Source organism: [Clostridium] clostridioforme AGR2157 (assembly GCF_000424325.1).
Classification (GTDB): domain Bacteria; phylum Bacillota; class Clostridia; order Lachnospirales; family Lachnospiraceae; genus Enterocloster; species Enterocloster clostridioformis_A.
Genome location: NZ_AUJR01000010.1, coordinates 38,426 through 52,910 on the forward strand (window position 1 = coordinate 38,426; position 14,485 = coordinate 52,910).

Annotated in this window: 13 protein-coding genes; all 13 read left to right on the plus strand. The window is 49.5% G+C overall.

The genetic code is table 11. The annotated features are described in order from the left end of the window. Positions 1 to 15 precede the first annotated feature (15 nt). The 13 genes from selA to G614_RS0106135 all read left to right on the plus strand — a co-directional run bounded on the left by selA (position 16) and on the right by G614_RS0106135 (position 14,485). Entirely contained in the window at positions 16 to 1,428 is a 1,413-nt protein-coding gene (selA, locus tag G614_RS0106070) for an L-seryl-tRNA(Sec) selenium transferase (RefSeq protein ID WP_027641235.1), read from the plus strand. A 4-nt stretch (positions 1,429 to 1,432) separates the two neighbouring features. Further along, positions 1,433 to 3,352 carry a selenocysteine-specific translation elongation factor gene (selB, locus tag G614_RS0106075; RefSeq protein ID WP_027641236.1) on the plus strand — a complete coding sequence of 640 codons (1,920 nt, stop codon included), beginning with the start codon at positions 1,433 to 1,435 and terminating at the stop codon, positions 3,350 to 3,352. A 6-nt stretch (positions 3,353 to 3,358) separates the two neighbouring features. Next, the gene (locus G614_RS0106080) at positions 3,359 to 4,294 is read left to right on the plus strand and encodes a selenium metabolism-associated LysR family transcriptional regulator (protein WP_027641237.1); all 936 of its coding nucleotides are present in this window, start codon (positions 3,359 to 3,361) and stop codon (positions 4,292 to 4,294) included. A gap of 255 nt (positions 4,295 to 4,549) precedes the next feature. Continuing rightward, complete coding sequence (gene yedE, locus G614_RS0106090) at positions 4,550 to 5,644, plus strand: YedE family putative selenium transporter (protein ID WP_027641239.1); 1,095 nt, start codon at positions 4,550 to 4,552, stop codon at positions 5,642 to 5,644. Positions 5,645 to 5,656: 12 nt separating this feature from the next. Next, entirely contained in the window at positions 5,657 to 5,863 is a 207-nt protein-coding gene (locus G614_RS0106095) for a sulfurtransferase TusA family protein (RefSeq protein WP_027641240.1), read from the plus strand. Next, complete coding sequence (locus tag G614_RS31120) at positions 5,856 to 6,002, plus strand: hypothetical protein (RefSeq protein ID WP_155245025.1); 147 nt, start codon at positions 5,856 to 5,858, stop codon at positions 6,000 to 6,002. The genes G614_RS0106095 and G614_RS31120 overlap by 8 nt, the downstream gene beginning before the upstream one ends. After that, a complete protein-coding gene (locus tag G614_RS0106105; RefSeq protein WP_027641241.1) occupies positions 5,999 to 6,235 on the plus strand; it encodes a DUF3343 domain-containing protein in 237 nt (78 codons plus the stop codon). Before G614_RS31120 ends, G614_RS0106105 begins: the two co-directional genes overlap by 4 nt. A 53-nt stretch (positions 6,236 to 6,288) precedes the next feature. After that, positions 6,289 to 7,428: an aminotransferase class V-fold PLP-dependent enzyme gene (locus G614_RS0106110; protein ID WP_027641242.1), complete on the plus strand. Its 1,140-nt coding sequence runs from the start codon at positions 6,289 to 6,291 to the stop codon at positions 7,426 to 7,428. A gap of 335 nt (positions 7,429 to 7,763) precedes the next feature. After that, entirely contained in the window at positions 7,764 to 9,122 is a 1,359-nt protein-coding gene (locus G614_RS0106115; RefSeq protein WP_027641243.1) for an aldehyde dehydrogenase family protein, read from the plus strand. An 11-nt stretch (positions 9,123 to 9,133) separates the two neighbouring features. Continuing rightward, positions 9,134 to 10,249 carry a 4-hydroxybutyrate dehydrogenase gene (locus G614_RS0106120; RefSeq protein ID WP_027641244.1) on the plus strand — a complete coding sequence of 372 codons (1,116 nt, stop codon included), beginning with the start codon at positions 9,134 to 9,136 and terminating at the stop codon, positions 10,247 to 10,249. Positions 10,250 to 10,287: 38 nt separating this feature from the next. Then, the gene (locus G614_RS0106125) at positions 10,288 to 11,736 is read left to right on the plus strand and encodes a 4-hydroxyphenylacetate 3-hydroxylase family protein (protein ID WP_027641245.1); all 1,449 of its coding nucleotides are present in this window, start codon (positions 10,288 to 10,290) and stop codon (positions 11,734 to 11,736) included. A 122-nt stretch (positions 11,737 to 11,858) separates the two neighbouring features. Further along, complete coding sequence (locus G614_RS0106130; RefSeq protein ID WP_027641246.1) at positions 11,859 to 13,181, plus strand: acetyl-CoA hydrolase/transferase family protein; 1,323 nt, start codon at positions 11,859 to 11,861, stop codon at positions 13,179 to 13,181. Further along, complete coding sequence (locus tag G614_RS0106135) at positions 13,178 to 14,485, plus strand: acetyl-CoA hydrolase/transferase family protein (RefSeq protein ID WP_027641247.1); 1,308 nt, start codon at positions 13,178 to 13,180, stop codon at positions 14,483 to 14,485. Before G614_RS0106130 ends, G614_RS0106135 begins: the two co-directional genes overlap by 4 nt.

Here is a 14,485-nt window from a genome sequence, read left to right on the forward strand (position 1 = left end):
TAGTGGAGGTAATATATGATGGAAGATAGAAGAGAGTTACTCCGAAAGATTCCGAAAATAGACGAGGTGCTGCAGGATGAGCGTCTCTTTTTTTTTACGGAAAGTACGCCCAGAGCAGTGATTGTGGACTCGGTCAGGGAAGTCACCCAGGAGCTTAGGAAGGACATCCTGGAAGGCAGGAGGAATCAGGTGGGGACCAAGGAAACACTGATGACAGAAATCGTGGCCCGCATTACAGGCAAGAAGAAAAAGAGCCTGCGGCGCGTCATCAATGCAACAGGGGTGGTGCTTCACACGAACCTGGGAAGGGCAAATCTGTCGGACAAGGCATGCGAGAGCATCATGGACGTAGCCAGGAACTATACCAATCTGGAATATGATGTGAAGCGCGGCTCCAGAGGGTCCCGCCATGACCATGTGGAGAGAATCCTGACCAAGATTACGGGGGCGGAAGCCGCCATGGTGGTCAACAACAACGCGGCGGCAACCATGCTCTGTCTCTCTGCCCTTGCAAAGGACAAGGAGGTCATTGTCTCCAGAGGTGAGCTGGTGGAAATCGGCGGTTCCTTCCGGGTGCCGGAAATCATGGAACAGAGCGGCGCCAAGCTGATGGATGTGGGAACCACAAACAAGACTAAGCCCTCGGACTATCTGAATGCCTACCATGAAGGTGAGACCGGTGCCCTGATGAAGGTTCACACGAGTAATTACAGGATACTGGGATTCACCCAGGAGGTGGAACTGCCTGAGATGGTGGAGCTGGGTAAGAAATTAAATCTTCCGGTTATCTACGATATGGGAAGCGGCCTCATGGCCGACCTGACAGACTATGGGGTGGACGAGCCCACTGTTCTGGACGCCTTAAAGACCGGCATAGATGTGATTCTGTTCAGCGGGGACAAGCTGTTAGGCGGACCCCAGGGCGGTATCATAGCAGGAAAGAAAGAGTACATTGATAAAATGAAGGCCCATCCTCTGGCAAGGGCATTCCGGGTGGGCAAGATGACACTGGCGGCCATGGAGGCTACCTTCTTTGAGTATTCGGATATCCGCCAGGCCAAAAAGACCATACCGGTACTGAACATGATAACCACGCCGGCCGGAGAGCTTAAGGACAAGGCGGAGAGGCTGGCCGGGGACATCCGCAGGGCGACCCATAACTTTACCGTGGAGGTGGAGGCGTGTAAGGACCAGGTAGGCGGCGGTTCCGCTCCCACCGTGCTTCTGGACGGATATGCGGCGGCCATTCAGGGCAGGACATTGGCGCCGGAGAAAATTGAGCGCCTGCTTCGCAAGGAAGAAATTCCAATTATTGTAAGGATTACCCACAACCAGGTATATCTGGATGTGAGGACCATCAGGGAAGATGAGTTTGAATATATTGTAGCGGCGTTTATCGCAATGGACAGCAGACAGGTTGAGGGGTGATGATATGCAAAATGTGATAGTGGGAACAGCCGGTCATGTGGACCACGGCAAGACATGTCTCATAAAGGCCCTTACAGGGACGGATACGGACAGGCTGAAGGAGGAGCAGAAAAGGGGAATTACCATTGAGCTGGGATTTGCCAACCTGCCCAATGACGCCGGAATCCATATTGGAATCATCGATGTTCCGGGCCACGAGAAGTTCGTGAAGAACATGCTGGCGGGTATTGGCGGTATCGACATGGTGCTTCTGGTCATTGCCCTGGATGAGGGCGTCATGCCTCAGACTGTAGAGCATTTTGAGATTCTTAAGATGCTCCATATCAAGCAGGGCATTGTGGTGTTTACCAAGGCCGATTTGGTGGATGAGGACTGGGCCGAGCTTGTAAATGATGACGTGGACAACCTGGTCAAGGGGACCTTCATGGAAAAGGCCGACCGCATCCAGGTATCCGCCTATACCGGAAAAAATATTGATGTGTTAAAACAGATGATAGTGGATAAGGTAAGGGCGGCAGGCGGCAGGCGCCAGGAGAAGGAATTGTTCCGTCTGCCCATAGACCGTGTATTTACTATGGAAGGATTCGGCACAGTTGTCACGGGAACCCTATTGGAGGGCTGCTGTCAGGTGGGGCAGGAGGTAGAGCTCTATCCCACCGAGAGAACCGTCAAAATCAGGGAGATACAGACCCACGGTCACAGGGTGGACATGGCGTATGCCGGTCAGAGAACGGCCCTGAATCTGGTCAACATCAAGAAGGACGAGATTAACAGGGGAGAGGTTCTGGCTGCCCAGGATTCTCTTTTGAAAAGCCAGTTCATAGACGCTAAGGTGCAGTTGTTCTCTTCCACGGACAGAGAACTGAGAAACGGGGACAGAGTCCACATCAACTATGGGTCGGCCCAGGCCATATGCAAGGCAGTGCTGCTTGATAAGGATGTGCTGTCCGCGGGTGAGGAGGCCTACGTGCAGTTCCGGTTTGACGAGCCTGTGGCCGTGAGGAGGAATGACAGGTTCATCATCCGTTTCTATTCTCCCACCATTACCTTTGGCGGAGGCATCGTGCTGGAGGCAGAGGCGTTAAAGCATAAGAGGAATCATGAGGAAGTCATTGACAGCCTTCATATAAAGGAGCTGGGCACTGATTTAGAGGTCCTGGAACTGGAGCTTAAGGAGGAGAGCCGGTACTTCCCTGTTCCTAAGATACTGGCTGCCAAGCTCAACTGGACAAATCAGGAGACAGAGGATCAGCTGGAGGTCCTGGTCAAGGGGAAGAAGGCTATCCGTCTCAGCGATGGCAGCTATATTCATAAATATTACTGGAATGAAATTACCCAATACGGTACAGAGCTTCTGAATCAGTTCCACAAGGAGAATCCTATTTCCGACGGAATGGAGAAGGAAGAATTTAAAAGCCGTATACTGGATAATTTCAGGATTCAGGAGTCTAAGAGAGCAGATGTCCTTTTAAATGAGATGATAAAGCGCAGCATTACGGTTACCATAGGCAGTGCGATTGCAGCAGCCGGATTTAATGCTGAATATTCCCATGAAATAAAGGGAATGTTAAAGGAGATTGAGGATACCTACTTGATGGCAGGGTATGAGATACCGGCCACAGACGATGTGATTAACAAGTTTAAGGATAAGAAACTGGCGAAACAGATTGTGAATGATTTGGTAAAGAAGGGCGCATTGGTAAAGATAAATCCTGGTGCCATGATTCACAGGGACAATTGGGAAAAGGCCATGGGGCTTCTTAAGAAATACTTTGAGGACCATCCAACCATTTCACTGGGAGATTACAGGGATCTGCTGGGAACCTCCAGGAAGTATGCTGTTTTGTTCCTGGAGTACTGCGACCAGCAAAAGATAACACGGAAACAGGACGATGTGCGTATCCTTGTCCAGAAGTCGAGGTAGGCGGATATGGAATTCAGACAATTAGAAGCATTCGTAAATGCGGTAAAGTACAAAAGTTTTTCAAAGGCAGCGGACGCCGCCTTTCTGACCCAGCCCACCATCAGCGCCCATATCAATAACCTGGAGAATGAGCTGGGGACAACCCTTGTGAACCGTACAGGAAGGGAGATAACCCTGACAAAGCAGGGAGAGTTGCTTTATCCCTATGCCATTGACATGCTCCATACCAGGTCGCAGGCGCTGGCCACGGTACAGGCCCAATGCGAGGCAATGGACGGTGTTCTGGATGTATATGCATCCAGCATTCCGGGTCAGTACTATCTGCCCCGGCTCATAGGGGAGTTTCACGCCAAATGCCCGAAAATCCGTTTTTATGTGGAGCAGTCGGACAGCAAGACAGTGATTGAAGATGTTATGAGCCAGAAGGGCGAGATTGGACTCACAGGCTATAAGATGCATAACAGTCTGGTATATGAGCCTGTCTTTATGGATGAGCTGGTGCTCATTGTGCCGGATACGGAGAAGTATTCCCGGTGGAAGAAGGGGAGTACGGTGAGCTTCCGGGACTTTGAACATGAGACCTTCATCCTTCGGGAGGAGGGATCAGGTACAAAACAGGAGATGGAAAAGGCGGAAATTCACGGTGTACCTGTGTTTAAAAACGTGGATGTGATTGCCCGGATGAACAGTACCGAGGCTATCAAACAGGCAGTGGCCGGAGGCCTGGGAATCTCCATCCTGTCCAGGATGGCTGCCGGGGAAAAAGAAGGAACCCACCGGATTAAGTACTTTAAGATAGACGGCCTGGAGAAGAAACGGACTTTTTATATGGTATATAGTAAGAACATACGTCTCTCTCCTATTGCGGAGGCATTCCGGGACCTTGTGATTGAATACAGGGACAGGAACTGGCAGCAGGATATCGGGCGGTTCATGCAGTGAGTTATGTATGAATCAAGCGGGTTACAGGCGGGTTTCAAGCGGGATACAAGCGGATTTCAAGCGGGATTGGCTCAGGATTATGCTGCACAGTGTTTTTGTATAGAAAATGTCTATATTAAAAAGCGGCTTCATGTTTTTTTGAATTGGATTTGCCCCTTCCATTTTGGTAAGATGATTAAGTAAATATTGGTAAAAAATGAATTGATTTACGAATGATTTTTAGCTGATTTTACCAAAAGAAAAGGGGATATGATTATGAATCTGACAAGTTCTAAAAAGACACTGCTCCTGTCCGGAGTGGCGCTGGGAATACTGGCATGTATTCTCGCTTACTTTGGCAACCCTAAGAACATGGCAATCTGCGTAGCCTGCTTCATCAGGGATTCCGCCGGGGGCATGAAGCTTCACACGGCAGCCGTTGTGCAGTATTTCAGGCCTGAAATCGTGGGCTTTGTCTGCGGTTCCTTCCTGATTGCCCTGGCAACCAGGGAATACCGTTCCACAGCAGGGTCGTCTCCCATGCTGCGTTTTATCCTGGGCGTCATCATGATGATTGGCTCCCTGGCATTTTTGGGATGCCCGCTCCGCATGGTAATCCGCATGGCAGCCGGTGATTTAAACGCATATGTAGGATTCATCGGATTTGCAGCCGGTGTATTTACCGGAACAATCGCTTTAAAGCATGGATTTTCACTGGGAAGGGCTCATGAAACCGGAAAGATAAACGGGGCAGTGCTCCCGGTTACCCTGTTGGTGCTGTTTGTACTGAGCCTGACCACCACATTATTTGCGTTCAGTGAAAAAGGTCCGGGCAGCATGCATGCGCCTGCGCTCCTTGCTCTGGTTGTGGCCCTGTTGTTTGGCGCCATAGCGCAGAAATGCAGGACCTGTTTTGCAGGCAGTATCCGTGACGTCATTTTAATGAGGAATTTTGATTTGATTACTGTCATCGGCGGACTGTTTGTTGTCATGCTGGTGTTTAACCTGGCTACAGGCGGATTCAAGCTTTCCTTTGCAGGACAGCCGGTAGCACATTCACAACATATCTGGAATATCCTGGGGCTTTACGCCGTTGGTTTTGCGGCTGTCCTGGCAGGCGGATGCCCGCTGCGCCAGCTGGTTTTAGCTGGTCAGGGCTCATCTGATTCCGCGGTTACATTCCTTGGACTTCTGGTGGGAGCTGCTTTCTGCCACAATTTCGGACTGGCTGCATCAGCAGCAGCGGCAGCCACCGCAGATACCCCGGCAGCGCCGGGCGGTCTTGCCATGGCCGGTAAGGTTGCTGTGATTGGATGCATTGTCATCCTGTTCATTATTGGGTTTGTACCAAAGTCAGAGGAAGGGAAATAGGAGGTAAGAGATATGTATGAAGTAGATGCAAGAGGATTATCCTGTCCTGAACCTGTGATGCTGACAGCAGCAGCCCTTAAGAAGCACAAGGGAGAGACTGTTAAGGTGCTGGTCAGTGAACCTCATACCAGGATGAATGTTGAGAAATATGCAAAGAGCCAGGGAAAGACGGCTACAGTAACCGAAAAAGGGTCTGAATTTGAGATTGTAATTGAATAATACAGATGTCCCGGTTTCAAGCGTGTCTGAACCAGGGCTTCTGAAACCGGATGCTGCAGTGGAAGGCATCAGGCTGTTTGACAGCCTGGTGACAGTCTGCTGCAGCATATTTTTAGATACGAAAGGATTTATGGGATGAGAAAAAAAGAACCGAAATTAATTATTACTTTTCATACCACGGCTGAAGCCATTGCCATGGAGAAGCTTTGTAAGGAGAACCAAAAGTCAGGGAGGATGATACCGGTTCCCAGGGAAATATCCGCAGGCTGCGGCCTTGCCTGGTGCTGTGAACCTGACATGGAACAGGAGATGGCTGAGTTCATGAAGGAAAAGGGCGTGGAGCATGAAGAAATGGTCCAGATCATGTATTGATTTAGAGGGCATGGCTCAACTGTTGCGATTAGGGCAGAAAGGAAGGCGCTATCATGATTTATTTTGACAATGCAGCTACTACCATGAGGAAACCGGACTGTGTCATAGATGCAGTGGCGGATGCCATGAAGAATTTTGGCAATTCGGGCAGAGGGGCCCATGAGGCATCCCTGGATGCGTCCAGGATGATTTACGAGACCAGGGAGCGAATCTCGGAATTGTTCAACCTGGGCAATCCCCTGCAGGTTGCATTTACCAGTAATTCCACTGAGAGTCTGAATACGGCCATCCAGGGCCTGTTCTCAGAGGGGGACCATGTGATTACCACGGTGCTGGAGCATAATTCTGTGCTTCGGCCTCTTTATCTTATGGAAAAACGGGGAATCAGTCTGACCATACTGCCCTGTAATGAGCGGGGAGTCCTGTGTTATGACCGGCTGGAGGAAAGCATACGGCCGGAGACAAAGGCGGTGGTGTGTACCCATGCCTCCAACCTGACCGGCAACAGGATGGATTTGGACCGGATTGGTGAAATCTGCCTCAGGCACGGAATCCGCCTGGTGGTAGACGCATCCCAGACAGCGGGAGTCCTTCCCATTGACATGAAGGGGATGCATATAGATGTGCTGTGCTTTACCGGCCATAAGGGGCTTCTGGGCCCTCAGGGAACAGGCGGAATCTGCGTGGGTGACGGCATACGCATAAGGCCCCTTAAGGCAGGGGGAAGCGGTGTCCACACCTATTTGAGGGAACATCCCCAGGATATGCCCACGGCCCTGGAGGCAGGGACGCTGAACGGCCATGGTATAGCAGGTCTCCATGCCGCCCTTGGTTTTATAAAAGAGACCGGGGTGGAAACCATTCACCGAAGAGAGGCAGAACTGATGCGCCGGTTTTATGACGGTGTGGTTCAGATACCGGGAGTCCGGGTGTACGGCGATTTCTCTTCCGATGAGAGGGCAGCCATCGTGGCCCTGAATATCGGGGATTACGATTCCTCGGAGGTCAGCGACGAACTGGCTGTCACATACGGAATTTCCACCCGTCCCGGCGCCCACTGTGCGCCTCTGATGCATGAATCCTTTAAGACCGTGGAACAGGGAATGGTGCGGTTCAGCTTTTCTTTCTTTAACACGGAGGAAGAGATTGATGCCGGGATTCAGGCAGTGAGGGAATTGGCGGCAGAGGAGTAGTTCGCCGTCTAAACTGTTAGTGAACTGTGACTATACATAACAATTCTAACTGCCGATTGGCGCTCCAACCGCGTGTAACCCATTTTTTATGTGCTGTATCACATAAAAATTTGTCGTTTTTTCGTCAATTATTTAACGATAATTTTTGAGAAGAATTAACAAGAAAAAAGAATTTCCTTGGGGCTCCCCAGCAGCATTAGGCAAAATGCAAAAAAATATCATATAAAATCCTTATTGTTTATGATAAGTTATTAGTATTTTTCAATGGCTGCAAAAAGGATTAGAATTAAACACAGAAATAATGTTAAAAAAATCACCATTAGGGGGTAAGCAACATGAATCAATTAATTCAATCATTAGTAGAACGTTCCAGAAAGGCCCAGCAGGTGCTTTGCACGTATGACCAGGAAAAGACAGACGCGATCGTAAAAATGTTTGCAAAGGTTATTTTTGATAATGCTGAGCCACTGGCAAAGCTGGCTGTGGAAGAAAGCCGGATGGGCGTTTATGAAGACAAGGTTACTAAGAATAAAGGAAAATCCAGGATTATCTGGAATGCATTGAAAGGCAAAAAGTCCATCGGAATGATCGGAAGGGACGAAGAGGCAGGACTGATCGAGGTGGCAAAACCCATGGGTGTTATTGCGGCAGCTACACCTTGTACCAACCCCATTGTTACCCCAATGTGCAATGCAATGTATGCGGTAAAATGCCAGAACACAATTATTATCGCACCCCATCCCCGCAGCAAGAAATGTGCAATGGCAGTGGCTGAATTGTATTACAAGGAACTGGACCGCATGGGCGTGCCGAGAGATATTTTCCTGGTGATCGAGGAGCCGTCCATTGAACTTACCAACGAGCTGATGGCAGCCTGCGATGTTGTGCTTGCAACCGGCGGCGCCGGCGTGGTGAAGTCGGCATATTCCAGCGGAAGACCGAGCTACGGCGTAGGGCCCGGCAATGTACAGGGACTGATCGATGAGGGGATCGATTACAAGGCAGCTGCAGGCCGTATGATCGCCAGCCGTATATTCGATAACGGTATTATCTGTTCCGGAACCCAGACCATCATCGCACCGGAAAAGGATTACGATGCTGTAATAAAAGAGTTCGTGGAGCAGGGTGCGTACTACATCGATGACAAGGCCGTTATTGACAAACTGGCTGATGTAGTATTCCCGGACGGCGTGATCAACAAGAAAGTGGTTGGACAGTCCGTAAAGACAATTGCAGAGCTGGCAGGAATTACAGTTCCCGAAGGCACCAAGGTCATTGTTGTGAAACCTGAAAAGCATGGTGCAGGCGTTGTGTGGAGCAAGGAAAAAATGTGCCCGATGATGGCTGCATACAGCTACAAGACCTGGGAGGAGGCTGTTCAGATCGCTTATGACAACCTGGTATATGAGGGCGAAGGCCATTCCGCAGACATCCAGTCCGACAATGAAGCCCACATTGAATATGCAGGAGTGAAACTTCCGGTAAGCCGCGTGGTGGTAAATCAGACCTGTTCCAGCATGGCTGGAGGTGCATTTGCCAACTCCTTGAATCCTACAACCACACTTGGCTGCGGAAGCTGGGGCAACAACGCGATCAGCGAGAACCTGTTCTACACCCACCTGATGAATAAGAGCCGTATCGCATTTGTGAAAAAGGATTGGAAACAGCCGTCAGATGAGGAAATCTTCGCATAGGAGGTCAGAGCATGAAAGAGATTATTTTGAAATCCCAGATATCATACTACGATACCTGCGCAGAGTTTGCCAGTGAGTTTAACCTTGGAAGCGATGACCTGATACTGACCAACGAATACATATATACTCCGTATTTTGGCAACCTGGGGCTGAATGTTCACACCATCTTCCAGGAGGCATACGGGGCGGGAGAGCCCACTGATATTATGGTGGATGCGATACTGGACGAGGCTGCGAAGACCGACTGTAAGAGAATCATTGCCATCGGCGGCGGTACGGTCATCGATATTGCCAAGGTTCTGGCCGTGTCGGCAGGTGATCCTCTGGATTCCCTTTACGCTGCACCTGACAAGATTGAGAAGAAACGGGAACTTATCATTCTTCCGACAACCTGTGGAACAGGAAGCGAAGTTACAAATATTTCCATTATCAACAGGACCAGGCTGGGCACGAAGGTGGGACTTGTATCGCCCCATATGTATGCGGATGAGGCGGTTCTGGTGCCGGAACTGCTGAACACGCTGCCCTTTGCCGTATTTGCCACCAGCTCCATTGATGCTCTGGTACACGCCGTGGAATCCAGCCTGTCACCAAAGGCAACCCCGTACACAAAACTGTTTGGGTACAAGGCAATTGAGATGATCATCAAAGGGTATCAGAAGATTGCGGCCGAAGGCAAGGATGCAAGGCTGCCGTTGATGAAAGATTTCCTGATCGCCAGCAACTATGCGGGGATCGCATTCGGAACAGCCGGATGTGCCGCTGTCCACGCCACCAGCTATCCGCTGGGAGGCACTTACCATGTGGCCCATGGGGAGAGCAACTACGCCATGTTTACCGGTGTGCTGAAAAACTATATGGAGATCAGACAGGACGGCGAGATTGCGGTGATGAACCAGTTCCTTTCCCAGCTGCTGGTTTGTTCCGAGAATTTGGTTTACGAAAAGCTGGATGAATTGCTTGGGACGATTCTGCCGAAGAAAGCGCTCCACGAATATGGAGTAAAGCAGGAAGAACTGGCAGTGTTTACAAAGAGCGTTATGGAACAGCAGGGACGTCTTATGGCAAACAATTTTGTGCCGTTGGACGCAGACCGGGTGCTGAAGATTTATCAGGAACTATATTGATGGGGAATGATATAGACCATGAAAAGGAGAAGAAGATTATGGCGTTAATGACTGGCGAAGAATATGTTGAGAGCATGCGGAAAATGAACCTCAATATCTACATGTTTGGGGAAAAGATTGAGAATCCCATCGACCATCCGATTTTAAGGCCATCCCTTAATTCGGTTAAGGCTACATATGATCTGGCTCAGCTGCCGGAATATGAGGACCTGATGACCGTAACGCTGGAGGACGGGCGCAAGATCAACCGGTTTACCAATATCCACAGAAGTACGGATGATTTGATCAAAAAGGTTAAAATGCAGAGACTCTGCGGCCAGAAGACGGCTGCTTGTTTCCAGCGGTGTGTGGGAATGGATGCATTTAACGCTGAATGGTCAACCACATATGAGATCGATGCAAAATACGGAACAAAGTATCATGAGAATTTCAAAAAGTATCTCCGTATGGTTCAGGATCAGGACCTGACCGTGGATGGTGCAATGACTGACCCCAAGGGAGACCGCGGACTGGCGCCTCATGCACAGCCTGATCTGGATATGTATCTGCGGGTCGTGGAGCGCAGGGATGACGGAATCGTAGTCAGAGGAGCGAAAGCACATCAGACAGGAATCATCAACTCCCAGGAAGTGATCGTCATGCCAACCGTTGCCATGGGTCCTGATGATAAGGATTATGCGGTTTCATTTGCCGTTCCTACGAATGCAGAAGGAATCGTAATGATCATAGGAAGGCAGTCCTGTGATACAAGGAAGATGGAAGGCTCCCAGATGGATGTGGGCAACAGCGAATTTGGCGGCGTCGAAGCGCTGGTTGTGTTTGATGATGTATTTGTGCCCAATGACCGTATTTTCCTCAACGGTGAATTCGAGTTTGCAGGAATGCTGGTAGAGCGGTTTGCGGGATACCACAGACAGTCATACGGCGGATGTAAGGTTGGTGTCGGCGATGTCCTGATCGGAGCTGCCGCATTGGCTGCGGATTACAATGGCGTGCCCAAGGCTTCCCATATTAAGGATAAGCTGATCGAGATGACTCATTTGAACGAGACATTGTATTGCTGCGGTATCGCATGTTCAGCGGAAGGAACACCTACCGATTCAGGAAATTATATCATAGACCTTCTGCTGGCCAATGTATGTAAGCAGAATGTGACCAGATATCCCTATGAGATCGCCCGTCTGGCAGAGGATATTGCCGGAGGACTGATGGTGACCGCGCCTTCTGAAAAGGATTTGAAGGATCCGGTTGTGGGAGGATATGTGGAGAAGTATCTTAAGGGCATCGAAGGCGTTTCCACTGAGAACCGCTTAAGGATACTCAGGTTGATCGAGAACCTGACACTGGGAACCGCTGCTGTGGGATACAGGACAGAATCCCTCCATGGTGCCGGATCACCTCAGGCACAGAGGATCATGATCTCACGCCAGGGCAATATTGGAAGAAAGAAAGAACTTGCCAAGGCGATCGCGAAGATCAAGGATTAAATTTAAAACCGACAGCTGACTGGTTTGCAGAAGAGATATCCGCCATAAAAGATAAGGTACTGTGTTTTATGGCGGATGTTGCCATATTATGACCCATGATACAAGAGGGAGGTAATTCAGGTATGAATTGGAAAGAGATTTATACATCGAAATTAAAATCAATGGAAGATGCTGTTAAGGTTGTAAAATCCGGTGACAAGGTGGTGATCGGCCATGCGGTTGGTGAACCCATTAAGCTGGTGGATACAATGGTGGAATATGCAGTCCAGGCGGATCTTCGGGATATAGAAATCTATCAGCAGGTGGATATGGGGCATTCCCTTTATGCCCAGCCCGGCATGGAAAAACATTTCAGGGAAAACAGTTTATTTCTTGGGGCAAAGACCAGGGACTGCGTAAACAGTGGAAGAGGTGATTTTACTCCATGCTATTTTTACCAGACTCCGGATTTTTACCGCTATACAAAAAAGCCGGATGTGGTTCTGGTAACATTATCCATGCCGGATGAACACGGATACTGCAGCTTTGGTGTGTCCTGTGATTATACAAAGCCTGCGGCGGAAGTGGAAGGAGCCAAGGTAATTGCTGTGGTCAATCCCAATATGCCGAGAACCCTGGGAGACAGCTTTATCCATGTGTCCGACATTGACGTGATCGTGGAAGACGATACCCCCATCCCGGAACTGGGACTTCCGAAAATCGGTGATGTGGAGATGGCCATCGGTGAGCATATTGCCTCATTGGTGAAAGATGGGGACTGCCTGCAGCTTGGAATCGGTGCGATCCCGGATGCCGTGCTTAAGTTCCTGGACAATAAAAAGGATTTGGGCATCCACTCGGAAATGATATCGGACGGCGTGATCGACCTGTATGAAAAAGGCGTGATCAACTGCAGCGCTAAGAATTTTAACCGGGGCAAGATAGTGGTGTCATTCCTTATGGGCAGTCAGAGACTGTATGATTTTGTGGATGATAATCCAAGTATTTATATGGCGCCTGTGGATTATGTCAACCACCCGATCATCATTGGGCAGAATGACAATCTGGTCTCCATCAATTCATCCGTTGAGGTGAACCTGATGGGTGAGGCGTGTTCAGAGGCAATGGGCTTAAAGCAGTTTTCAGGAATCGGAGGACAGGTGGACTTTATCCGGGGCGCCTCCTTCTCAAAGGGCGGCAGATCCATTCTGGCATTCCCATCCACTGCAAAGAAGGGAACAGTATCAAAAATTGTGCCGTATCTGACCCAGGGAGGGACGGTGACCACATCCAGAAATGATGTTGACTACATTGTCACGGAACATGGAATTGCAAAGATGAAAGGGAATACCCTTAGAGAACGGGCCCGCCAGCTGATCCGTATTGCGGCGCCGCAGTTCAGGGACGGCCTTGCAGAGGAGTTTGAGAGACGCTTTGCCGAAAAATATCAGGAGGTAGCTATATGAGCTGGAGAGAAATCTATGCTTCAAAATTGAAAACCCCGGAAGAAGCGGTAAAGATCATTCATTCAGGGGATACGGTTCTGATCGCCCACGCAGCGGCGGAACCGGATGTACTTGTGAGTGCGATGGCGGATCATGTGGTGGAACAGGATTTAAAGGATATCCATCTTGTTCAGCAGCATGATATGGGAACCTGTAAATTTTTTGAACCGGGAATGGAGAAGCACTTCAGGTATTCTTCCCTTTTTATCGGAGCACGCAGCAGAAATTATGTTGCAGAGGGTAAGGGCGATTACGTGCCGGTATTTTTTAACCGGATCCCCAATTATGTGACAGATATTGAGCCTGCGGATGTATTTCTGGTCACACTGTCCATGCCGGATGAGCATGGCTACTGCAGCTATGGACTTTCCTGCGATTTTGCCAAAGAGGCTGCAGAACGGCCGGGAACCAAGGTGATCGGAGCAGTCAATCCCAACATGCCCAGGGTTATGGGAGATAACTTTATCCATGTGAGCTGTCTGGAGTCCATTGTGGAGAGCAATGAGCCGATCCATGAGCATGCCCGTCCGGTGATCGGAGAGGTGGAGGAAAAGATCGGAGCCAACATAGCCGGTCTTGTACATGACGGAGACTGCCTGCAGCTTGGAATCGGTGCGATCCCGGATGCGGTGCTAAAGTTCCTTGGAGACAAGAAGGATCTGGGAATCCATTCGGAGATGATTTCAGATGGACTGATGGATCTATATGAGATGGGAGCCATTACCGGAAAAAGGAAAAACATAGATAAGGGCAGAATGGTCATTACCTTTATGATGGGCACCAGAAAACTGTATGATTTTGTGAATGACAATCCGGCGATCTGTATGAAACCGGTGAGTTATGTAAATGATCCTTTTGTCATAAGCCAAAATGATAATGTGGTATCCATCAACTCTGCCCTGCAGATCGATTTGATGGGCCAGGTCTGTGCAGAAGCAATTGGACTTAAGCAGTATTCCGCAGTGGGAGGCCAGATGGACTTTGTAAGGGGGGCGTCTGCATCGAAGGGTGGAAGATCGATCATTGCCTTTGGCGCTACCACAAAGGGGGGGACCATATCTAAAATTGTTCCTTTCCTGACCCAGGGGGCGGCAGTGACCACCAGCAGGAATGATGTGGATTACATCGTAACAGAATATGGAATTGCCCATTTAAAGGGAAAATCTTTAAGAGAGAGGGCAAAGGCATTGATCGGTATCGCGGCTCCGGCATTTCGTGATGACCTGGCAAAAGAATTTGAGAAACGTTTTAGGGAAACAATATAG